Consider the following 22,762-nt stretch of genomic DNA (forward strand, 5'->3'; position numbering starts at 1 on the left):
AGGTAGAAAAAGGTTCAAAAAAATCCCTCGATTAAATCGAGGGATTTGTGTAGAAGAGACAGACATAAGTGGCCTTTTAACATAGTTGAATTTAGTGATGAGTTGAGATCTGTTCAATCTCCTCACTTTTCTTTGTAAATCGACGCTTAATGACAACGAAAAATACTGGAACGAAATAGATCGCCAGCGATGTAGCTGCAATCATGCCACCCAGTACCCCGGTTCCTACGGCGTTTTGTGCTCCTGACCCTGCGCCATTACTCAATACCAGCGGCATAACCCCAAGCATAAAGGCCAAGGATGTCATTAGGATTGGGCGCAGACGCATTCTGACAGCATCTAAAGTTGCTTCAATTAATCCCTTTCCTTCCTTCTCTATCAGATCCTTAGCGAATTCTACGATAAGGATGGCGTTCTTCGCGGATAATCCGATAGTCGTCAACAGGCCAACCTTAAAGTAAACGTCATTGCCCAGATCACGTATTGATGTTGCTAACAATGCACCAATAACCCCGAGAGGAACGACCAGCATTACTGAGAATGGCACAGACCAGCTTTCATAAAGAGCCGCCAGACAAAGGAAGACAACAATTAATGACAGCGCATATAGAGCCGGGGCCTGATTACCAGACAAGCGTTCCTGATAAGACATTCCAGTCCAATCATAGCCAATGCCAGGTGGTAATTGTGATGCTAGTTGCTCCATAAGGGCCATTGCGTCACCGGTACTTTTACCTGAAGCTGCTTCACCCACGATTTCCATGGAAGGGAGACCGTTATAGCGTTCCAGACGTGGAGAACCATAAACCCAAGGTTCTTTCGATGTGTCTATGAATGCAGAAAACGGCACCATTTGGCTAAGATAGTTACGGACATATAGATTGCTGATATCACTCGGCAGCATGCGGTAAGGTGCGTCAGCCTGGATATAGACTTTTTTGACACGGCCACGGTCGATAAAGTCATTGATATAAGTACCACCGAACATCGTACTTAATGTTGTGTTGATATTTGTGGTAGATACAGCCAATGCTTCCGCTTTTTCCTTATCGATATGGATACGGTATTGCTGTGTGTCATTCTGTCCATTAGGACGAACATTCGCGAGCATATCTGGATGTTGTGCAACCATACCAAGTAATTGATTACGTGCTGCTGTCAGTGCCTCATGCCCCAGGTTTCCTTTGTCAATCAATTGGAAATCAAAACCACTGGCAGAGCCCAACTCTACAATTGAAGGAATATTAAATGCAAAGACGATAGCTTCCTTGATTTGAGCAAAATCCGCGTTTGCCCGCGCCACAATGGCTGGAACCTTATCTTTTTCGTCTTTACGCAGTTCCCAATCTTTTAAGGTGACAAATGCCAGACCAGTATTTTGCCCCTGACCACCGAACCCAAAGCCGTTAACTGTAAACGCAGATTTAACAACATCTTTTTCTTTGGTATAGAAATAGTCATTAATTTGATCCAATACTTTCTGCGTTTGTTCCTGAGTGGCGCCTGGTGGTAATTGAACCATTGCCAATAAGACGCCTTGATCTTCTTCTGGCAGGAAGGAAGATGGCATGCGGTCAAACATCCAGGCCATACCGCCGATCAATATGACATAGATCACCAGGTAACGCCCGGTAGCACGCAACATCCGACCAACACTATCGGTATAATGGTGGGTGCACTTTTCAAACATGCGGTTAAACCAGCCAAAGAAACCTTTCTGAGAGCCATGGCTGCCTTTAGCAACAGGTTTGAGCATGGTAGCACATAGTGCAGGAGTCAGAATTAAGGCTACCAGCACAGACAGTACCATTGCTGAAACAATGGTGATTGAGAACTGACGGTAAATTGCTCCTGTCGCTCCTCCGAAGAATGCCATTGGTACAAATACCGCGGACAATACCAGTGCGATACCGACAAGTGCCCCTTGAATTTGCCCCATCGATTTTTTGGTGGCTTCTTTCGGTGATAGACCTTCTTCCTGCATCACACGTTCGACGTTTTCCACCACAACAATGGCATCATCCACGAGCAAGCCGATAGCAAGCACCATGGCAAACATGGTCAATGTATTGATGGAATAGCCAAATGCAGCAAGAATGGCAAATGTGCCAAGCAATACAACCGGAACCGCGATGGTTGGAATCAAGGTTGCGCGGAAGTTTTGCAGGAACAGATACATGACGACAAACACTAGCAAAATGGCTTCTGCCAATGTTTTTACCACTTCGAAAATAGAAATTTTAACGAATGGAGTGGTGTCATAGGGATATACAACCGTCAACCCATGTGGGAAGAAAGGCGACATCTCAGCCAGTGTTTCCTTGACAGCTTTTGAGGTATTTAATGCGTTAGCCCCTGTCGCAAGTTTAATACCGATCCCTGCTGAAGGTTTGCCATTGAACCGACCAATCATACTGTAACTTTCAGCACCTAACTCAACGGTGGCGACATCACTTAAGCTAATTTGTGAGCCATCGGGATTCACACGCAGCAAAATATTGCCGAACTCTTCCGCCGAATTCAGACGAGTTTGTGCGATGATTGAGGCATTTAAGCGTTGACCTGGAACAGCAGGGGTTCCGCCTAATTGCCCGGCTGCAACCTGATTATTCTGAGCCTTAATCGCACTAATGACATCACTGATGGTCATTTTATAGTTGAGCAATTTGTCAGGGTTGAGCCAGATGCGCATGGCATACTGTGTACCAAACAGTGCTGTTTCGCCTACACCAGTAACACGGCTCAAGGAGTCTTTGATATTGGCACCAACATAGTCTGCAATATCATCTTGAGTCATGGAACCATCTTCAGAGATGAAACCTGCCACCATCAAAAACGAACTGGTGGTTTTATCAACACTGATCCCTTGTTGCTGAACTTCTTGAGGTAACAAGGGCATTGCCAATTGCAATTTATTCTGAACTTGTACTTGTGCGACATCTGGATCCGTGTTCGCTTCAAAGGTCAGCGTGATATTCATCTGACCAGCTGAATCGCTGCTGGAGGACATATACACCAGGTTATCGATACCATTCATGTTCTGTTCAATAACCTGTGTTACAGTATTCTGCACTGTTGTCGCGTCAGCTCCGGGGTAAGCCGTTGAAATAGAAATCGCAGGTGGTGCAATTGCGGGATATTGCTCCACGGGTAATTTCATGATTGCCAGCAGGCCAGATAACATGGTGATAATCGCAATTACCCATGCAAAGATTGGCCGCTCGATAAAAAACTTAGGCATGAATCACCTACTCCTTATTGAGGCTTTTTTGCAGGCTCAGCTTGATCAGCTGTAGGTTTGGCGTTCAGATCAGTTTCTGTTGGCTTAACCGTTATTCCTGGCATTATTTTTTGTAACCCTGTAACGATTACTCTATCCCCAGCTTTCAAACCTTCTTTTACCAACCACTTGTTACCGAGTGCCTGAGCAGCATTGATATTGCGCAATTCTACTTTGTTATCTTTATCAACAACCAATGTGGTTGCCTGGCCGCGAGGTGTTCTGGTAATTGCTTGCTGAGGAACCAAAATCGCATTTTGGCGCACACCTTCTTCTAATTTGGTACGGACAAACATACCCGGGAGTAATTCTTCATTTGGGTTTGGGAAAACAGCACGCATAGTAATAGAGCCTGTTGTTTCATCAACCGTAACATCTGAAAACTCAAGGTAGCCTTCTTGGCTGTACTCTTGGCCTGAGTCAGTAATTAGACGAATTTTGTTTTTCTGACGCTCTTTCTGAACAGTTCCTCTTGCAACTTCATTTTTAAGCCGTAGATAATCATCACTTGATTGGGTGATATCAACGTAGATAGGATCCAATTGCTGAACGGTTGTCAAAGCGGTTGGCTGCCCTGCTGAAACCAATGCCCCTTCTGTGACGGTGGATTTACCCGCGCGACCAGAGATAGGGGAAGTAACTCTGGTATATGCCAAATTGATTCTGGCATTTTCCAGCGCCGCTTGAGAGGACTGAACATCTGCGTTTGCCTGTTCGTACTCAGAAGTTGCTTTATCAAATTCCTGTTTACTCACATATTGTGTCCCTAACAAAGACTTATAACGTTCAACGGTTAAGTGAGATACGTTCGCATTGGCTTGTGCTCTGGCCAGACTTGCTTTGGCTTTATTGTATTCTGCCTGATAGGTTGCTGGATCTATTTGGTATAACGACTCTCCAGCAGTAACATCACTTCCTTCCTTATAGTTACGTTTCAGAATGATGCCGCTGACTTGAGGCCGAACCTCTGCAACACGATAGGCTGTAGTACGGCCTGGCAACTCCGTGATAACTGTAAGAGGTTCTGCTTTCAGCGTTACGATACCCACTTCAGGAACATGCTGGCCGGTAGTCCCTTGCTGTGTATTTTGATTGTCATTACATCCTGAAAGAATGAAACTGCCTGAAAGTACCAGTAATGTGGCCAGAGGCAAAACTCCCCTGTTTTTTCGCATAAGTAAACCTCAATTTTTCAATGTCGATTCTCTAATCTAATAAGTGAAATTATTACTTTATTGATTAAGGATGCTATAGTACAAACATACATGAATGTATGTAAATCAGCTTAAGTCAAAAACAAAGTTTATGGCGCGAAAATGGCACGAAAAACTAAACAACAAGCACAACAAACTCGTCAGCAAATCATTGAATCCGCGATAAAGACCTTTTCTGAGCGTGGTGTTTCTGGTACCTCATTATCTGATATCGCAATTGCAGCCGGCGTAACGCGCGGCGCAATTTACTGGCACTTTAAAAATAAAATGGATCTACTTTCTATTGTTTGCAAAATGCCAGCGCATAAAATAGACGAGTTAGAGAAAGAGTATCAAACAAAATACCCTAATAATCCACTCCTTGCGTTGAGATCTTTATTGATTTCTATGTTAAGAATGATGATTGATGATTTCCAAAGCCGCCAGTTAATGGAAATTTTTTTCCACAAATGTGAGTTCATTGGAGAAATGTCTTTATTAGCAGAGGAGCTTAGGGAGACATGTATTTCTGATTACCAGAAGATTGAAAGAATATTGTCGGATTGCATTCAATCAGGAGAGTTGCCCTATGATCTTGATCTCAGGCGTTCTGCCATCATGTTGAGGGCATTTATGGCGGGGTTACTGGAAAATTGGTTATTCTCACCAGACAGTTTTAATATTCAAGAACAATCTGCACATTTGGTGGATAGTTTCATTGATACACTTAAATATAGCCACCATCTGCGATGCAGTGAGAAAAATACACCTTGTGAAATTGTTCCTGATGCCTGATGCCGTAGTTGCTGGTTTGGCCGGTCAGGCCCCCAAAGAAGGCTATAATTTAAAGCAGATGCTGGAAATTTTGACAGCACAGAATGTCGAAGTTAAATTGTGCAAAACTTGTACGGATGCCAGAGGGATTAGTGAACTGGTATTGGTTGATAGTGTATAAATTGGTACGTTGAGCGAATTGGCTCAGTGGACACTGGCTGCATCGAAAGTGTTATCATTTTAAAATTAACGCCTCAGGAAGTGCAAAACCAGAAATGCAGCCAGTGTTTCTGATAGTTAGCACTATCATTCTATTATCTGCAATTGACGAGTAGATGAGTTCATGGTTTCTGTTAACCGATACTTGGGTGTTTTGCTCAGTAAGGGGGACTTGTGCAACAAACTCCCGGATAGACTATTTTTTCGCTTTGTTTTGATGGTGGCGTTACTTTTTCTCCTGTCATCGTTCTTTTCTCCGGCGAATGCGGCTTTCAGTAGTGATGTTCCAACCCGTACTGATATTCAAAATCAGCTTAACCTCCTGACAGAACGTAAAGAGCATACGGTTGAGGAAAAGGTATCAATAGCTGACTTGGAAAAAGCCCTCTCTTTCTTTGATAAGATAGATTGGGTGAAGCAGGAATCCAATATACTGAGAAAAAATCAGCAAGAAGCCCCGCAAAAATCACGTCAGGTTATGACTGAATTGGAAAGCCTGAGAAATAACGCTGAGCAAAATGAAAATGAGTATAAACAGGTGTTGGGAACATTATCCCTGAAACAGCTTGAATCGAAACTGAACAACACTCTGTATAGTTTGCAGCGGGCACAAGAAAATCTTGCTAACTACAATAGCCAGTTAATCGGGCTGCAAACACAACCAGAGCGTGCGCAAAACGTACTATTCCGCAATGTGCAAAGATTGCAGCAAATTCGTAATCAACTCAATAACGCATTGACTGAACAGCAGGAATCAAGCCGTACCCAGACGGAATTGTTATTGGTAGAACAATTTTTCTTGATGCAGCAGAATGATCTTCAAAGGGCATCTTTACAGGCGAATACGCAGCTACAGTCACTTTTACAGCAGCAACGGGATTACACGACATTTCAAATTGGGCAATTGGAACGTTATGTCCAATTCATTCAAGATGTGGTGAGTGGCAAGCGTCTGATCCTTTCTGAAGAAAAAGCCAAAGAAGCACAAACGCAAGACGGAAAAAATTCACATATTCAGGATAATCCGCTGATTCAAGAGGAAATCGATAACAACCGTGAACTCAGTGAACGGCTGGTTGCTGCAACCCGTGATAATAATCAATTGGTGCAGAAAAACATTCGCGTCAAAAATTATCTGGATAGAGTTATTCAGTCTGAGAGGAATCTAAAAGAGCAGATCAAGGTGTTACGTGGCAGCTTGTTACTATCGCGTATTTTGTTCCAGGAGCAGTTGAAAGTACCTCAAGATGTACTGACGAAGGATTTACCGACAAAAATTGCTGATTTACGCCTGGAACAATTTGAAATCACTCAGGAACGAGAACAGCTTTATCAAGACAATTCTTATGTCGCTGATTTATTGAAAGATAACCACAATAGAATAGAGAACGAATCCCCTGAGATGCTGGAAGAAGTCCATAATGCCATCAACCAAATTCTGGACGTTCGCCGTGAGCTTTTGGATCAACTCAATAATCAGTTGGGAAATCAGATTACTCATGCCATCAACTTACAGACGGATCAGCAGCAATTGTTGGATGTTACCGAATCGCTGGAACAAACGCTTGTCCAGCAAATCTTTTGGGTAAACAGCAATAAACCGATGAATTTAGCTTGGCTGAAATCCCTGCCTGCGCTGGTTCAAGGAGAGCTGAGTAATCTGAATATTCATTTGACGTTGAGTGGACTGATTATAGGTTTGAAGAATTCCATTCATTTTGTTATTCCGCTTTTGTTGGTTGGTTTGTTTTTGCGCTGGCAAACTAAAGGTATTAACGAGCAATTACAGAAAATCGCTGATGAAGTGGGGCAATTCCGTCGTGATAGCCAGTTACATACTCCGCTGGCACTGATTTTGACGCTGATAAAAACATTACCGCTTGCTTTTATTGTGCTGGCGGTGGGTTATTGGTATTCGAAATCAGGTGATGATTTAGGTGATTTGATTTGGGGATTTTCCCGTCAATTGGCACTATTTTGGATTATGTTCAGTTGTACTTACCAAATTCTGGCTAAAGGTGGGATTGGAGAGCAACATTTTTCTTTGAACAAAGCTGATTGCACGTTATTCCGTAAAAATCTCGCACGCTTGTCAATTGCTGTGTTGCCTATTTTGTTCTGGATAACACTGGGCGTTAAACATCCCCTTCGGTTGTCTGATGATGTTATTGGTCAATGCACTGTATTGATTTGTCTGTTTTTTGTCTTTCTTTTTGTCTTTCCATTCTGCCGTCAGATATGGCGTGAAAAAAGTGCACACATGGTTCGTACCATAGTGGTGACAGCATTAACGTTTGCGCCGTTGATTTTGATGGTGTTGATGGTATCAGGCTATTTCTACACAACCTTGCGTTTGGCAGAACGTTGGCTCTATAGCCTGTATCTACTGTTTCTCTGGCATATCAGTTATCAGGCTTGTTTACGGGGATTGGGCATTGCCGCCCGCGGCATTGCCTATCGACGTGCAGTTGCCCGACGTCAATCTTTGGCAAAAGAAGGGGCTGAAGGGGAAGTCATTGAAGAACCGCCAATGGCCTTGGATCGCATTAACCAGCAATCATTGCGTTTGACCAGTATGGTGCTGTTTTTGATCTTTTTAGGTGCATTTTATTGGATTTGGTCTGATCTGGTGACAGTATTTTCTTACCTTGAAGGGGTCAATCTGTGGCAATACAGCACAACAACAGAGTTGGGCAACGTACTGAAATACGTGACCCTGAAGGATTTAGCATTGTCGATAGCCATGTTGGTGATTGCATGGGTCATGATGAGAAACTTGCCCGGATTATTGGAAGTGTTAGTACTATCCCGATTGCAGTTACAGCAAGGTTCTTCATATGCTATTAAGACGACACTCACTTATCTGATCATTGGGGTTGGGGGGATAACTGCATTAGGAACATTGGGCGTTTCCTGGAATAAATTGCAATGGTTGGCCGCTGCTCTTTCGGTCGGATTAGGTTTTGGACTACAGGAAATCTTTGCCAATTTTGTCTCAGGTTTGATCATTTTGTTCGAACGCCCTGTCCGTATTGGAGATACGGTAACAATAGGAACTTACTCTGGATCAGTCAGTAAGATCCGTATTCGTGCAACGACGATCACAGATTTTGACCGCAAAGAAGTGATCATTCCTAACCGGGCATTTGTGACAGAACGTCTTATCAACTGGACACTTTCTGATACCGTTACGCGAATTATCATTAAGGTTGGCGTTGCATATGGCTCTGATCTGGATAAAGTGAAAGAAGTTTTGTTAAAAGCGGCAAATGATAATTCACGCGTGATGAGCGAGCCAGGGCCGCAAGTCTACTTCATGAGTTTCGGTGCCAGTACTCTGGATCATGAATTAAGGCTCTATGTGCGAGAATTAGGTGATCGCAGCCGTACTGTGGATGAAGTTAATCGCAGCATTGATAAATTATGTCGGGAAAACGATATCAATATTGCGTTTAACCAGTTGGAAGTTTATTTACACAATGGGCAGGGTGAGAGTCTGCAAGAAGTTGACAAGCACTTGAACATCGGGAACCGTCATTCAGATGGAAAGTTTTCTTCTGGTGATAAACCATTTCTACCTTAATTTATTTCTGTTTAAGCCATTCTTTTAAAATGGAGCCTGATGGGATAAGAAATGGAATAAGTATAAATCCTGCTTACTCTTCAGGCCGTAGAGATTGTTTTTCCAGTTTTCCCTGAAAATCGCGTTTGACGATCTCTAAGGCAGCGAGAGCGATATCTGGAGGAATTTCGTTGCATTCAAGCAAATAAATGAGATCTACTGCGAGCTGTACTTCAGGTGATGATTGTTCGAGAGTCATAAATGGATATTCCCTTTGTGGCTAATCTGAATTTTCCTGTTTTTCGATCGACTTTTCGATACGCATCAAGGCCTGACGACAGCGGGCTAATCTTCCTGCCAGAGCAGCGATTTCTTTTTGTAGTTTATACTTATCGGTAAGCGTATTTTGCTTATTTAACTGTAATTCTCGGTCATCAATCATCGTGATTAAACGGCGCTCATAATCTTGATGTTCAGCCAGGCGTTGATAAAGATCCTGTTCTTGTGATCTACGTTCAAACTTATCTTCTTGTTTTCGTAGTGCTTGGGTTGATATTTCGCGTTTTAATGCTTCGATTTGTGTCACTAAACGTTCAGAAAGAAATTTAACTTGCTCAATACGGCTATCGTTTACGCAGGTTTTTAATTGTTCCATATTCTGTTTGATTTCTTGCATGTAGCCACCAAGTTTATTGCTGTGGTGATGGAATAGCGTTTGATCAAAACGAGGAATGGAAAAAGGTGTATCAGACAGTAAGGTGAGATCTTTTTCCAGCATACTAATTTGTTTTTCAAGTGCACTTAATAAATTTTGTATGCCCATCAGCACCTCGTTATTGTTAATAATCTATTAGTAAAAGTCGACGTAACATCGGCCTAGTGTTTTGGGTAGTAATAACATCTAATGCGATAAATGCAAAGCTTGACCTAAATCAACAAAATATAGGCTGTAATTTGCTTTGCAGTTGCTTTTTCCCAGTAGTTTGAATAGATTTTACCGTTTTCGTTTTTTATAACTGGCTGGCATCGATTATGACCGCTAACGCACAACAACTCCAATTTATTAAAGATAGTATCGAAACAATTCCTGATTATCCAAAGGCAGGAATACTTTTTCGTGACATTACCACATTGCTGGATAATCCTGCCGCCTACCAAGCTACGATAGATCTGTTGGTGGAGCGTTATCAGGGAAAAGGCATCACGAAAATTGTTGGTACTGAAGCTCGTGGTTTCTTATTTGGTGCTCCTGTCGCACTGCGTCTGGGGGTGGGTTTTGTTCCTGTCCGCAAAAAAGGCAAACTCCCGCGTGAGACGTTAAGTGAAACTTACGATCTGGAATATGGCACCGATACATTGGAAATTCATAAAAGCAGCATCAATGAAGAAGACAAAGTTCTGGTTGTTGATGATCTTCTTGCAACGGGTGGCACCATTGAAGCAACGGTAAGCCTGATCCGTCGTTTGGGTGGTAAAGTGTCTGAAGCTGCCTTTATCATTGGGTTACCAGACTTAGGTGGCGTTGAGCGTTTGAGAAAACAGGGCGTTGATAGCTACGCGATCATTGAATTCCCTGGCCACTGATTGTTCCGATTTTTGCATTATTAGTACATCAGCCTCGCCGTTCATGGTGAGGCTGTGCTAGCATGATAGACAGTCATGTTCAATTTCTCCGGTATCCATGAGCTATCAGGTACTTGCCCGTAAGTGGCGCCCACAAATATTTTCTGATGTTGTTGGTCAGCAACATGTGCTGACTGCACTGGCGAATGGTCTTGAGCACCAGCGCCTCCATCACGCTTATCTTTTTTCCGGCACTCGAGGTGTAGGTAAAACCACAATCGCACGTCTGTTGGCAAAAGGACTGAATTGCGAAACGGGTATTACAAAGACTCCGTGCGGTCAGTGTGCGAATTGTCTTGAAATTGAACAGGGGCGATTTGTCGATCTGATTGAAATCGATGCCGCTTCCCGAACAAAAGTAGAGGATACCCGCGAATTGCTGGACAATGTTCAGTATGCCCCTGCCCGAGGCCGTTTCAAGGTTTACCTTATTGATGAAGTTCACATGCTTTCCCGTCATAGCTTCAACGCTCTGCTGAAGACGTTGGAAGAGCCGCCTGAACATGTGAAATTCCTTTTGGCAACAACAGATCCACAGAAATTGCCTGTGACTATTCTTTCACGCTGTTTGCAATTCCATCTGAAAGCGCTCGATGTGAATCAGATTAGTTGCCAGTTAGAACACGTCCTGCATGAAGAGCAGATAGAGAGTGATACCCGTGCCCGTCAGCTTCTTGCACGAGCGGCAGATGGCAGTCTGCGTGATGCCTTGAGTTTAACAGATCAAGCCATTGCTCTTGGTGGTGGAAAATTGACATCAGATATCGTCAGCCAGATGCTGGGAACGCTGAATGATGATCAACCGTTGGCGATAATTGAATCGCTCATTCGTGCTGATGGGCAACAAGTGATGGCTTTGGTTGAACAAGTGGCATCTCGTGGAGTGGATTGGGAGAATTTGCTGATCGAAATGTTGGCACAGTTGCACCACATTGCCATGCTCCAGTTATTGCCCCAGCAACCTGAAAGTGAATCTTCTTCAACGGAAGGGCGCTTACGCCTGCTGGCAAGGTCAATTTCTCCGACTGATTTGCAGCTTTATTATCAGGCATTACTGGTGGGGCGCAAAGAACTCCCTTATGCACCAGAGCGTCGGATGGGTGTCGAAATGGCACTATTGCGGGCTTTGGCATTCCATCCTAAGGCTATCATTGATGAAACACCATTATCTGCTGTGGAAATCCCTGTATCACCAGCAGGGTTAGCCCCCGTAACCCTGCCTGCGGCGGCTCCGCCTTCCCCAAAAAATGAGGAAATTGGACGAGCCGAACAACAGGGAATGACTCAATCAACGGGAATGACATCCACAACGAACAGCCTAACAGCAAAATTATTGCAAGCAAGGAACTCGCTGGCTCGCCAAGGAAATACCCCACCAAAAAAGCCTGAGCCGGCAGAGTCTGCAAGGGCAAAGCCGGCAAGTTCGGCGCTGGAACGCTTGGTGGCCGTTGCTGAACAACGGCCTCAATCTTATATCCCTAAAGTGCAAGAAACTAAACCGGTAAGGAAAGAGGCATATCGTTGGCGGGCAACTAATGTTGAAGAAAAACAGCAGTCAGTCACGACGCCAAAAGCGATAAAAGCAGCTTTAGAGCATGAGAAGACAGCAGAATTAGCAGAGAAGCTGGCTATTGAATCGAAAGAGAGGGATTCATGGGCTGCGGAAATTGATAAACTGCATATTCCTAAGTTGGTTCAGCAGGTAGCGCTGAATGCGTTTAAAGAACAGATTGGTGAAAACCGACTCTGTCTGCATTTACGTTCAAAACAGCGTCATCTTAATTCGGCGTCAGCACAGAAATCGTTGAGCGAAGCGTTAAGTGAGTTGCATGGAAAACCTATTGAACTCAGTATCGTTGAAGATGATAATCCTGCGGTAAAAACGCCTTTGGAGTGGCGACAAGCCATTTATGAAGAAAAATTGGCACAAGCGCGCCAATCCATTATTTCGGATAGAACGATTCAAACACTTCAGCAGTTATTCGATGCAGAATTGGATGAAGAAAGTATCCGGCCTGTTTAACCGCCGCAGTGTACCTTATTATGCTGTGGCTATAGCGAAGAGAGAGAATTATGTTTGGTAAAGGTGGTTTGGGCAATTTGATGAAACAGGCCCAGCAGATGCAAGAAAAAATGCAGAAAATGCAGGAAGAAGTTGCAAGTCTGGAAGTGACAGGTGAATCTGGCGCGGGTCTGGTTAAAGTGACTATTAATGGTGCGCACAACTGCCGCCGTGTTGAAATCGATCCAAGCCTGATGGACGATGACAAAGATATGCTGGAAGATCTGATTGCTGCTGCTTTCAATGATGCGGCTCGCCGTATTGAAGAAACCCAGAAAGAAAAAATGGCAAGTGTTTCCAGTGGCATGCAATTACCGCCTGGCTTTAAGATGCCATTCTAATGCAAACCAGCCCTCTTCTTGAATCGCTGATGGAAGCACTGCGCTGTTTACCCGGAGTAGGCCCTAAATCTGCTCAGCGGATGGCATTTCATCTATTGCAGCGGGAACGCAGCGGTGGAATGCGGCTGGCGCAGGCATTGACGCGAGCGATGTCTGAAATTGGTCACTGTCAGAATTGCCGGACATTCACTGAACAGGATCAATGCTCTATTTGCGCTAATCCCCGTCGTCAGCAGAATGGGCAGATTTGTGTGGTAGAAAGCCCGGCTGATATTCATGCCATTGAGCAGACAGGTCAGTTTGCGGGGCGTTACTTTGTCCTTATGGGGCACTTATCGCCTCTGGATGGCATTGGGCCAATGGATATTGGTTTGGATCGTTTAGAAGACCGATTATCTTCTGAAACATTGTCAGAAATTATTTTGGCAACGAATCCAACTGTCGAAGGAGAGGCGACAGCAAACTATATTGCAGAAATGTGTTCGCAGTATGGTGTGACAGCCAGCCGAATCGCTCACGGTGTTCCTGTTGGCGGTGAGCTTGAAATGGTGGATGGTACAACGCTATCCCATTCGCTGGCTGGCCGTCAAAAAATCACTCAAGTGTGATTTCTTGCCCAATTTGCGTAGTAAATTCAAATGGATGGTGTTGCAGAACATGCCACCATCCATAATAAATTTATACGTTGACGGGACTAATTTTACATTATTCTTGTTTTTCTAACTTGAAACCCCCTAGATCTATCCCCATTTGATTACCATCGTCCGATTTTACATATCTGAACTGGATTTAGATTGAGGTAATAAATGAACATGAAAGATCAGGAAACCCGTGGATTTCAGTCTGAAGTCAAACAACTGTTGCAGTTGATGATCCATTCTCTCTATTCCAACAAAGAAATTTTTCTCCGTGAATTGATTTCAAACGCATCTGATGCGGCAGACAAATTACGTTTCCGTGCATTATCCACGCCTGAACTGTATGAAAATGATGGCGAATTGCGTGTGCGTCTGGCTGTTGATAAAGAGCAAAAAACCATCACCATCAGTGATAATGGTATCGGCATGTCCCGCAATGAAGTGATTGATAATCTGGGAACGATTGCAAAATCCGGTACTAAAACATTTCTTGAATCCATCGGTTCTGATCAGGCAAAAGACAGCCAATTGATTGGTCAGTTTGGTGTAGGTTTCTACTCTGCGTTCATCGTTGCGGATAAAGTGACTGTACGTACCCGTGCAGCGGGTGCGGCGGCTGAACAAGGTGTGTTCTGGGAGTCAACGGGTGAAGGTGATTACACCGTTGCAGATATTGAAAAAGCAGGACGTGGCACAGAAATCACCCTGCATTTGCGTGACGGGGAAAGTGAATTCCTCGATGACTGGCGTCTGCGTTCTATCATCGGTAAATATTCTGATCACATTGCCTTACCGGTTGAAATCGAAACACAAACTAAAAACGAAGAAGATGATTCGGTCACTGTTACATGGGAAAAAATTAACAAAGCCCAAGCCTTGTGGACCCGTGGTAAAGCAGAAATCAGTGATGAGGAATACCAAGAGTTTTATAAACACATTTCCCATGATTTTACCGATTCTCTGATCTGGAGTCATAACCGCGTTGAAGGTAAGCAGGAATATACTAGCCTGTTATATATTCCTTCCCAGGCACCTTGGGATATGTGGAACCGTGAACATAAACATGGATTGAAACTGTATGTACAGCGTGTATTCATCATGGATGAAGCTGATCAGTTCATGCCAAACTACCTGCGTTTTGTTCGTGGCCTGATTGATTCCAACGATCTACCGTTGAATGTTTCTCGTGAAATACTGCAAGACAGCACAATCACTCGTAATTTACGCAGCGCGTTGACCAAACGTGTATTGCAGATGCTGGATAAACTGGCAAAAGACGATGCAGAAAAATACCAGACTTTCTGGCAGCAGTTCGGTTTAGTGCTGAAAGAAGGGCCTGCCGAAGATGGATCAAATAAAGAAGCCATTGCCAAATTACTGCGTTTTGCGACGACTCACAATGATGACTCGGCACAAACCGTTTCTCTGGAAGAGTACATCGGCCGCATGGCAGAAGGGCAGGAGAAGATTTATTACATTACTGCCGATAGCTACGCTGCGGCGAAGAATAGTCCACATCTGGAGCTGTTCCGCAAGAAAGGTATTGAAGTTCTGCTGCTGTCTGACCGTATCGATGAATGGATGATGAGTTATCTGACTGAATTCGATGGCAAATCATTTCAATCTGTTAGTAAATCTGATGAAACCCTCGACAAATTGGCGGATGAAAACAAGGCTGAGAAGGAAGAAGCAGATAAAAAACTGGAGCCATTCGTTGAGCGAGTGAAGACATTGTTGGGTGAGCGTGTGAAGGAAGTGAAGTTAACTCACCGTCTGACAGATACGCCAGCAATCGTAACAACCGATGCTAATGGAATGAGCACCCAAATGGCGAAGCTGTTTGCCGCTGCCGGTCAGTCCATGCCAGAAGTAAGCTATAACTTTGAGCTGAACCCAGAACATAATCTGGTTAAGAAAGCGGCTGACATTGAAGATGAGATGCAGTTTGCTGATTGGATCGAATTACTGCTGGATCAAGCACTGTTTGCAGAACGTGGCACATTGGATGATCCAAACCAATTCATTCGTAGAATGAATCAATTATTATTAACTGAAAAAGCTTAATTTCGTCGAAATTATGATAAAAAGCCACGCTTCCATGGAAAATGGAGCGTGGCTTGTTTTTTGGATAATGCGAAAACGTTTACCTGTTTTCTTGAGCCGTGCCCTATTCAAATGTTATGGTGGTACGTTTTCTTTAAAAAATACGAAAAGCAAATAGCAAGGGGATTTACGCAATGCGTATTATTCTGCTGGGCGCACCAGGCGCCGGTAAGGGGACTCAGGCGCAATTTATCATGGAGAAATATGGGATCCCTCAGATTTCGACAGGTGATATGCTGCGTGCCGCAGTGAAAGCTGGCACAGAGTTGGGTTTGAAAGCAAAAGAATTGATGGATAATGGCAAGCTGGTCACTGATGAACTGGTTATTGCTTTGGTTGAAGAGCGCATCAAACAAGATGACTGCCGTAATGGCTTCTTGTTGGATGGGTTCCCACGTACCATTCCACAGGCTGATGCCATGAAAGAAGCGGGTATCAAGATTGATTCTGTTCTGGAATTTGATGTTCCTGACGCAATCATTGTTGAACGTATTATTGGTCGTCGTGTACATGCGCCATCGGGCCGTGTTTACCATATCAGCTTCAATCCACCAAAAGTGGAAAACAAAGATGACGTTACTGGTGAAGAACTGACCATTCGTAAAGATGATCAGGAAGACACTGTCCGCAAACGTCTGGTTGAATACCATGCGCAAACTGCACCTCTGGTTTCTTACTACCAAAAAGAAGCGCAGGCAGGTAACACCGAATACTTCAAACTTGATGGTACTCGTCAGGTATCTGAAGTCAGCGCAGAATTGACCAAAATTCTGGGCGAGTAATTTAGTGTATTCTTGAATTGTTGGAACAGGCGGTATTTATGCCGCCTGACTTTTTTGCACTCTACCGCACTCTATGAGAAATTCACTCCATGAAATGTTATATGTGACTATAACTCATGTTTTATACTGGATTGTCAGTCAATTAAATGGGGTACTGAGGAATGAGTAGCAAGAAGTATGGTGTTTTATTGGTCAATCTTGGTACGCCGGAAGCACCAACGCCAGCAGCGATAAGGCGTTATCTGGCTCAGTTTCTGAGTGACAGAAGGGTGGTTGATATTCCCCCACTGATTTGGAAGCCGATACTGTACGGGCTCATTCTTCCTTTCCGTTCTTCTCGTGTTGCCAAACTTTACCAAGAAATTTGGATGGAAGAGGGTTCTCCTCTGCTGGTTCATGGTCGCCGTCAGCAGAAATTGCTGAGTGAAAAATTGGCGGATATTCCCGTTGTTTTGGGAATGACCTACGGCTCACCTTCTTTATCTCAGGCAGTAGATAGTTTGTTGCAACAAAATATTGATGATTTAATTATACTGCCGCTTTATCCTCAATATTCCAGCACAACATCGGCAGCGGTATTTGATAGCATTAGTAAAATATTGAAGGGATATCGTACAATCCCTACGCTGCATTTTATCCGTAGCTATGCATCACATCCTGCTTATATTGCAGCGTTAAAGGAATCCATTGAACAGAGCTTTACAAAACATGGTCAGCCTGATCGTCTAATCCTTTCTTATCATGGTATTCCCGAGCGTCTGGCAACAATGGGAGATGTTTATCCGCAGGATTGCAAAGCAACGACTCAACTTTTAGCTCAAGCCTTAGTTCGAACATTGGACTATCCGGCAGATAAAATCATGATGACGTATCAGTCTCGTTTTGGTCGCTTACCGTGGTTATCACCCTATACAGACAAAACAATAGCATCATTGCCAGAACAAGGTGTGGAGCATGTTCAAGTGATATGTCCGGGATTTTCAGCCGATTGCTTGGAAACATTGGAAGAAATTAAGCAACAGAATAAAACTATTTTTTTGAATGCGGGTGGGAAAAAGTTTGAATATATCTCCGCACTTAATGATAATGAGTGCCATATTTCATTGTTCGAAAATTTGGTAAATAATATCATTCAATAAGTTGCAACTGCTTGTTATAGGGGAATAACTCACAGGGTGAGTGTCAAGCATTGTTGGTTGTATAATTTTTAAGGATACTGTTTTTAATCAATGAGTACTGTGAGCAAGAGAGAAAGCTTGCGTATCATCAATGAAAAGCAAAACTATTTGGATTGGATATATAGATAATGAGTAATAAACCTATTAAACACCCTGATTTTTATGAAGAGCATTCAAATTATTACCATCCTGCGCAGGAAGATGAAATCGATTTGTTTGAGCTATTCTCCGTACTCTTCCAATCAAAATATTTGATAATTGCAGTCTCGTTTGTTTTTGCTGTTGTTGGTTTCGGTGTTGCATCTTCTTTGCAACAGAAATGGACCAGTACCGCTGCGGTGGTTAAACCGGGGTTGGAAGAGTTTCAGCCATTGAAAAATGCATTGACAGGGTTGCATGTTCTGAATCTTGAGCCGAAAGTGACAGAAGAGTCCCTGTATCAGCGTTTTATTGAAAACTATAACTCGCGTGTATTGCGGGAGGAGTATTTGGTCAATACCGATTACTTTAAGACCTTGCTTGCCAGGAGTGATGATATTTCTGAGCAGGAAAAAAGAAAGCTAATCGAGAAAATTGTCAATAAAAACATCTCTGCATCATCGCCTAAGAAAGATGATGAAGATAATGAATCCACACTCTCTTTCAGTGCAGATAACTCAAAGGATTCTTACAATCTGTTGACGGGCTATATCAGATTTGTTTCTTCGGTTGTTCGTGATCAAATAAAAGATGAACTCACTGACATGGTTCATCAGAAACTGGAGTATTCGCAGAAGCTTTATGCTATCGATTTGGAACGTATTGCCAATATGCGTAGTGTAAATATTGAGCGATTGAAATATGCGATTTCTATTGCTGACTCGGCAGGTGTTAAGAAACCTGTATCGAATGGTGGGGCAATGATCAAGGATGACCCGGATTATTCGATTGCACTGGGCTCAGATGCTTTGCAACGTAAACTGCAAATTACTGAAGAAATTACCGATCCAACAAAAATTGATGCTGATTTGCTTAACCGCCAGCTATATATCAAAAATCTGGAAAAAATAAATGTCAATACGGTTGATTTTGAACCATTCAAATTTATGCAGGAACCTTATGAACCGACTTCAAAAGACTCACCTAAGCGTTTATTGATCCTGATTGGTGCGGGTTTTATAGGGTTTATTCTTTCTGTTATGTTTGTTTTGCTGCGTCACATGGTACGTAGCCGCCAAAAACAAGCAGCTTAACATGATAATCTATCCAATAGATTTCAAGTTGCAGCACAACCAATAAAGCAGTTGCTTGAAAGCTAAATCATATCGCTAATATTCGGCAGCCAATGTTATTGCAACATTGGCTGTCTGTATTTTTGTCGTGTTGTTTTTTATTCTGTCCCGGTATTGTGTCATACCATATTGTGCTAACATGCCGCATATTTTGGCTCTATAACAGCAATTAATTATGAAATTCCCTGGTAAACGTAAATCTAAACATTACTTTCCTGTCAGCTTAAGAGATCCTCTTCTCCAGCCCATCAAAGAAATGATGGACACTGAAAATAACCGAGCCTATATCGTCGGCATTGACCAAACACTGGTGGATATTGAAGCCAAGGTTGATGAGAGTTTTATCCAACGTTACAACTTGAGCCAGGGGCATTCGTTAGTTATTGAAGATCATGTTGCTGAGGCTCTCTATAGGGAACTGACAGATAATAATCTAATCAGCCATGAATTTGCGGGTGGCACTATTGGCAACACCTTGCATAATTTTTCCGTTTTAGCCGACGACAAATCGGTACTGCTCGGTACTATGTGCAATAACATCCAGATAGGAAGTTATGCGTATTGTTATCTTTGCAATACATCCAGTCGTATGAATTTGAACCACTTACAGGGCGTTGATGGCCCAATTGGCCGTTGCTTTACTTTAATCACGGAAAATGGTGAAAGAACCTTTGCTATCAGCCCGGGTTTGATGAACCATCTTCGTCCAGAAAGCATCCCAGAACATATTATTGCGGAAGCATCAGCATTAGTGATTACCGCGTATCTGGTACGTTGCAAACCGGGTGAACCCATGCCGGAAGCAACCATGAAAGCTATTGAATATGCGAAAAAACATAATGTACCGGTTGTGCTGACATTGGGAACAAAATACGTCATTGCTGATGATCCTCAATGGTGGCGTGATTTCCTGGCTGAGAATGTTTCAGTGGTAGCAATGAATGAAGATGAAGCTCATGAACTGACAGGCTTCAGTGATCCTTTGCTGGCGGCAGATAAGGTGCTTGATTGGGTCGATTTGGTGTTGTGCACGGCAGGGCCAGCTGGGTTATATATGGCGGGTTATACTGAAGAAGAGTACAAACGCCAAACATCCCATCCTTTATTACCTGGCGCAATTGCGGAATTTAACCGTTATGAATTCAGCCGTGCGATGCGTAAAGTAGATTGTCAGAATCCAATGCGAGTCTATTCCCATATTGAACCTTATATGGGCGGCCCTGAAAAAATCATGAATACCAATGGAGCAGGCGATGGTGCATTATCTGCATTGCTGCATGATATCACTGCCAACAGCTATCATCGCATGAACGTGCCTAATTCTAGCAAACATATGCGTTCTTATTTAACGTACTCTTCTTTAGCTCAAGTGTGTAAGTACGCGAATAGGGTAAGTTATCAGGTATTGAGCCAACATGCTCCACGCCTGACACGAGGATTGCCGGAAAAAGAAGATAGTTTGGAAGAGTCTTACTGGGAACGTTAATACTGGAAACCGGGAATATCCCCATAATCAGGGGATATTCCTTAATCAACAAATTATGTTGTTGTTGATGGTGGGGCCGATGGTGAAAGTGGTGATGGTGGCTCTATCGGACAACCTTCTTCATATTCAGGAAGTACATCAGCCATCGCTTTTGCTATTTCATGCTCACCAATAATGATCTGGTTAGTACCACGCTCCGTAATATAGGTAACTTCATCATCATAATGGGCGCGTGCGATGATGCTGATATCTGGTCGAATTTCTCTGGCATTCGCAACAATTTCACCGGCTTCGTAGCCATTAGGGATTGTCAGGAATAACGCACAGGCACAATCGAGCCTTGCCAGAGCCATGATATCTTTATTGGCTGCATTACCCATCACGGCACTAATACCCATTTCTCCCAATTCTTCAAACCGAGCGCGTGTATCTTCAATGACCACCACAGGAAAGTTTCTTTCTTGTAAATGCTGGCAAAGCAGACGCCCGACCCGACCATAGCCCACTATAATGGCGTGTCCGCAGATATCAACGGAGATCTGGGTTTCTTCTTCCAGCGTTTCTTCGAGTAATTGTTCTTCAATCGTCTCTGTTTTTTCCAAATAGCGATCCAGCAAACTGAACAGGACAGGATTCAGCATGATGGAAATGATGGCACCAGCCAGTACAAGGTTACGCGCTTCCCCATCCAAAAAGCCATATATGACACCAAGACCTGCCAGAATAAAGGCGAACTCACCGATTTGAGCGAGGCTGACAGAGATAGTCAGGGCCGTACGCCGTGTATGACCAAACATTCTGACTAACAACATGGCTGCCAATGACTTGCCAATGATAATAATGGCAAGTGTTCCTAAAATAGCGAGAGGCTGTTGGAGCAGAACCATTGGATCAAACAGCATGCCAACGGAGACGAAGAAAAGAACCGCGAACGCATCCCTTAGCGGTAGGGTATCTTGTGCTGCTCGATGGCTCAATTCTGACTCATTCAGTACCATGCCGGCAAAGAATGCTCCGAGAGCAAATGAAGCATCAAATAGTGTTACGGCACCGTAAGCAACACCTAGTGCAATCGCAAGCACTGCCAGTGTAAATAACTCACGGGAACCTGTACTGGCCGTTTTCGCCAGCAGCCAAGGTATCACTCTTCTACCGACAAAGATCATTAGTAAAATAAAGGCAACAACTTTACCAATTGTAATGACCAGCTTAAGCAGAAGTTGACTAATATTGGCATCCTGATTACTCAGAAGGCCGGCTATTGCGGGGAGTAATACCAGCGCCAGCACCATCGCCAGATCTTCTACAATCAACCAACCAATGGCAATTTGCCCTCTTTGGCTATCAATGAGCTGCCGTTCTTCTAGTGCCCTGAGTAATACTACTGTGCTGGCGGTGGACAAACAGAGGCCAAAGACAATACCGCTGGATAGCCCCCATCCGAGTAATGCTGATAATCCTGTTCCCAATAAGGTAGCAACGGCAATCTGGGCGATGGCCCCAGGAATGGCAATTGATTTGACGGCTAACAAATCTTTGAGTGAAAAATGCAGACCGACACCAAACATCAGTAAGATCACGCCAATTTCTGAAAGTTCTGGAGCCAGAGAAGTATCGGCAACAAAGCCGGGTGTAAAAGGCCCCGCTAATACACCTGCTACAAGATATCCTACCAGAGGTGAGATTTTTAGGCGCTGTGCAAGCATGCCAAGCAGATAGGCGAGAACAAAACCACCAACAATGGTCGTGATAAGAGGTGTCGAATGCTCCATCAAGGCTCCTTCTGGGGTAAAAAATATTAAATTGTATGGTTGGGTAAGGTAATAAATATATTTTATAAGTAATTAAAGATAAACGTGCTAAAAAACATACTGAGTGGTGAAAATAAGGGGAATTTGTATAATTCCTATTTTAATGTAAATTTATGTGGATTTTGTCATTATTTACGCTTGTTTACAAAGGGAAATAATGTAATGACTGTTATCTCTACCTAATGATTTTTCTATTTTTTTATGTTTTCTTTTCTATATTCGGCAGGAACAGCGTAAATATACCAAGAAGTGGTAGGAAAGCGCAAATTTTGTAAACCAATTCTATATTGGTTTTATCTGCAACATAGCCAAGAATTGCTGCTCCAATTCCCCCCATACCAAATGCTAAGCCAAAGAATAAACCAGCTATCATGCCTGTTTTGCCGGGAATGAGCTCTTGGGCATAAACCAAAATAGCAGAAAATGCAGATGCCAGGAT

General features: G+C 43.3%; 16 protein-coding genes and 2 pseudogenes. 12 read left to right on the plus strand and 6 right to left on the minus strand.

What is annotated here, in order from left to right:
• Positions 1-91: 91 nt before the first annotated feature.
• Complete coding sequence (locus tag AB204_RS13680) at positions 92-3,241, minus strand: efflux RND transporter permease subunit (RefSeq protein ID WP_047963926.1); 3,150 nt, start codon at positions 3,239-3,241, stop codon at positions 92-94.
• A gap of 14 nt (positions 3,242-3,255) precedes the next feature.
• A complete protein-coding gene (locus tag AB204_RS13685) occupies positions 3,256-4,455 on the minus strand; it encodes an efflux RND transporter periplasmic adaptor subunit (RefSeq protein WP_047963927.1) in 1,200 nt (399 codons plus the stop codon).
• A 141-nt stretch (positions 4,456-4,596) separates the two neighbouring features.
• On the opposite strand from AB204_RS13685, the gene acrR reads away from it, so the two are divergent.
• The 3 genes and pseudogenes from acrR to mscK all read left to right on the plus strand — a co-directional run bounded on the left by acrR (position 4,597) and on the right by mscK (position 9,049).
• Positions 4,597-5,268: a multidrug efflux transporter transcriptional repressor AcrR gene (gene acrR / locus AB204_RS13690; RefSeq protein ID WP_047963928.1), complete on the plus strand. Its 672-nt coding sequence runs from the start codon at positions 4,597-4,599 to the stop codon at positions 5,266-5,268.
• A pseudogene (locus tag AB204_RS13695) lies at positions 5,246-5,491 on the plus strand (DsrE/DsrF/TusD sulfur relay family protein); the annotation flags it as partial. The gene acrR and the pseudogene AB204_RS13695, both read left to right, overlap by 23 nt.
• A gap of 192 nt (positions 5,492-5,683) precedes the next feature.
• The gene (gene mscK, locus AB204_RS13700) at positions 5,684-9,049 is read left to right on the plus strand and encodes a mechanosensitive channel MscK (protein WP_235428090.1); all 3,366 of its coding nucleotides are present in this window, start codon (positions 5,684-5,686) and stop codon (positions 9,047-9,049) included.
• A 73-nt stretch (positions 9,050-9,122) separates the two neighbouring features.
• Here the strand turns inward: mscK and rsmS are convergent, their stop codons facing one another.
• Both rsmS and priC read right to left on the minus strand, forming a co-directional pair.
• Positions 9,123-9,287, minus strand: coding sequence for a pleiotropic regulatory protein RsmS (rsmS, locus tag AB204_RS21480; RefSeq protein WP_072061446.1), 165 nt, complete (start codon positions 9,285-9,287; stop codon positions 9,123-9,125).
• A 21-nt stretch (positions 9,288-9,308) separates the two neighbouring features.
• Positions 9,309-9,851, minus strand: a complete 543-nt coding sequence (gene priC / locus AB204_RS13705; protein ID WP_047963930.1) for a primosomal replication protein PriC — start codon at positions 9,849-9,851, stop codon at positions 9,309-9,311.
• A gap of 209 nt (positions 9,852-10,060) precedes the next feature.
• Here priC and apt point away from each other — a divergent pair, with 209 nt between their 5' ends.
• The 9 genes from apt to AB204_RS13750 all read left to right on the plus strand — a co-directional run bounded on the left by apt (position 10,061) and on the right by AB204_RS13750 (position 20,512).
• Entirely contained in the window at positions 10,061-10,612 is a 552-nt protein-coding gene (gene apt, locus AB204_RS13710) for an adenine phosphoribosyltransferase (protein WP_047963931.1), read from the plus strand.
• A 97-nt stretch (positions 10,613-10,709) separates the two neighbouring features.
• Positions 10,710-12,674: a DNA polymerase III subunit gamma/tau gene (gene dnaX / locus AB204_RS13715; RefSeq protein ID WP_047963932.1), complete on the plus strand. Its 1,965-nt coding sequence runs from the start codon at positions 10,710-10,712 to the stop codon at positions 12,672-12,674.
• A 50-nt stretch (positions 12,675-12,724) separates the two neighbouring features.
• Positions 12,725-13,054, plus strand: coding sequence for a YbaB/EbfC family nucleoid-associated protein (locus tag AB204_RS13720; protein ID WP_047963933.1), 330 nt, complete (start codon positions 12,725-12,727; stop codon positions 13,052-13,054).
• The gene (gene recR, locus AB204_RS13725; protein WP_047963934.1) at positions 13,054-13,662 is read left to right on the plus strand and encodes a recombination mediator RecR; all 609 of its coding nucleotides are present in this window, start codon (positions 13,054-13,056) and stop codon (positions 13,660-13,662) included. Before AB204_RS13720 ends, recR begins: the two co-directional genes overlap by 1 nt.
• Before the next feature lie 204 nt (positions 13,663-13,866).
• On the plus strand, positions 13,867-15,756 hold the full coding sequence (gene htpG / locus AB204_RS13730; RefSeq protein ID WP_200898241.1) for a molecular chaperone HtpG: 1,890 nt from the start codon (positions 13,867-13,869) through the stop codon (positions 15,754-15,756).
• A gap of 173 nt (positions 15,757-15,929) precedes the next feature.
• On the plus strand, positions 15,930-16,577 hold the full coding sequence (gene adk, locus AB204_RS13735) for an adenylate kinase (protein WP_047963936.1): 648 nt from the start codon (positions 15,930-15,932) through the stop codon (positions 16,575-16,577).
• A 161-nt stretch (positions 16,578-16,738) separates the two neighbouring features.
• Positions 16,739-17,716: a ferrochelatase gene (hemH, locus tag AB204_RS13740; protein WP_047963937.1), complete on the plus strand. Its 978-nt coding sequence runs from the start codon at positions 16,739-16,741 to the stop codon at positions 17,714-17,716.
• Between the two features lie 167 nt (positions 17,717-17,883).
• A complete protein-coding gene (gene wzz(fepE), locus AB204_RS13745) occupies positions 17,884-18,987 on the plus strand; it encodes an LPS O-antigen length regulator Wzz(fepE) (RefSeq protein ID WP_047963938.1) in 1,104 nt (367 codons plus the stop codon).
• A gap of 214 nt (positions 18,988-19,201) precedes the next feature.
• Positions 19,202-20,512, plus strand: a complete 1,311-nt coding sequence (locus tag AB204_RS13750; protein WP_047963939.1) for an inosine/guanosine kinase — start codon at positions 19,202-19,204, stop codon at positions 20,510-20,512.
• Between the two features lie 53 nt (positions 20,513-20,565).
• On the opposite strand, the gene ybaL is transcribed toward AB204_RS13750, so the two are convergent.
• Together ybaL and AB204_RS13760 are read right to left on the minus strand one after the other, a co-directional pair.
• Positions 20,566-22,284 carry a YbaL family putative K(+) efflux transporter gene (ybaL, locus tag AB204_RS13755; protein ID WP_047963940.1) on the minus strand — a complete coding sequence of 573 codons (1,719 nt, stop codon included), beginning with the start codon at positions 22,282-22,284 and terminating at the stop codon, positions 20,566-20,568.
• A 238-nt stretch (positions 22,285-22,522) separates the two neighbouring features.
• A pseudogene (locus AB204_RS13760) lies at positions 22,523-22,762 on the minus strand (MFS transporter); the annotation flags it as partial.

Source organism: Xenorhabdus khoisanae (assembly GCF_001037465.1).
Classification (GTDB): Bacteria; Pseudomonadota; Gammaproteobacteria; order Enterobacterales; family Enterobacteriaceae; genus Xenorhabdus; species Xenorhabdus khoisanae.

What these genes read in the sequence shown, in the direction of transcription:
- AB204_RS13680 (WP_047963926.1), bottom strand. Translation starts at nt 3,241, where the DNA reads ATGCCTAAGTTTTTTATCGAGCGGCCAATCTTTGCATGGGTAATTGCG.
- AB204_RS13685 (WP_047963927.1), bottom strand. Translation starts at nt 4,455, where the DNA reads ATGCGAAAAAACAGGGGAGTTTTGCCTCTGGCCACATTACTGGTACTT.
- acrR (WP_047963928.1), top strand. Translation starts at nt 4,597, where the DNA reads ATGGCACGAAAAACTAAACAACAAGCACAACAAACTCGTCAGCAAATC.
- mscK (WP_235428090.1), top strand. Translation starts at nt 5,684, where the DNA reads ATGGTGGCGTTACTTTTTCTCCTGTCATCGTTCTTTTCTCCGGCGAAT.
- rsmS (WP_072061446.1), bottom strand. Translation starts at nt 9,287, where the DNA reads ATGACTCTCGAACAATCATCACCTGAAGTACAGCTCGCAGTAGATCTC.
- priC (WP_047963930.1), bottom strand. Translation starts at nt 9,851, where the DNA reads ATGGGCATACAAAATTTATTAAGTGCACTTGAAAAACAAATTAGTATG.
- apt (WP_047963931.1), top strand. Translation starts at nt 10,061, where the DNA reads ATGACCGCTAACGCACAACAACTCCAATTTATTAAAGATAGTATCGAA.
- dnaX (WP_047963932.1), top strand. Translation starts at nt 10,710, where the DNA reads ATGAGCTATCAGGTACTTGCCCGTAAGTGGCGCCCACAAATATTTTCT.
- AB204_RS13720 (WP_047963933.1), top strand. Translation starts at nt 12,725, where the DNA reads ATGTTTGGTAAAGGTGGTTTGGGCAATTTGATGAAACAGGCCCAGCAG.
- recR (WP_047963934.1), top strand. Translation starts at nt 13,054, where the DNA reads ATGCAAACCAGCCCTCTTCTTGAATCGCTGATGGAAGCACTGCGCTGT.
- htpG (WP_200898241.1), top strand. Translation starts at nt 13,867, where the DNA reads ATGAAAGATCAGGAAACCCGTGGATTTCAGTCTGAAGTCAAACAACTG.
- adk (WP_047963936.1), top strand. Translation starts at nt 15,930, where the DNA reads ATGCGTATTATTCTGCTGGGCGCACCAGGCGCCGGTAAGGGGACTCAG.
- hemH (WP_047963937.1), top strand. Translation starts at nt 16,739, where the DNA reads ATGAGTAGCAAGAAGTATGGTGTTTTATTGGTCAATCTTGGTACGCCG.
- AB204_RS13750 (WP_047963939.1), top strand. Translation starts at nt 19,202, where the DNA reads ATGAAATTCCCTGGTAAACGTAAATCTAAACATTACTTTCCTGTCAGC.
- ybaL (WP_047963940.1), bottom strand. Translation starts at nt 22,284, where the DNA reads ATGGAGCATTCGACACCTCTTATCACGACCATTGTTGGTGGTTTTGTT.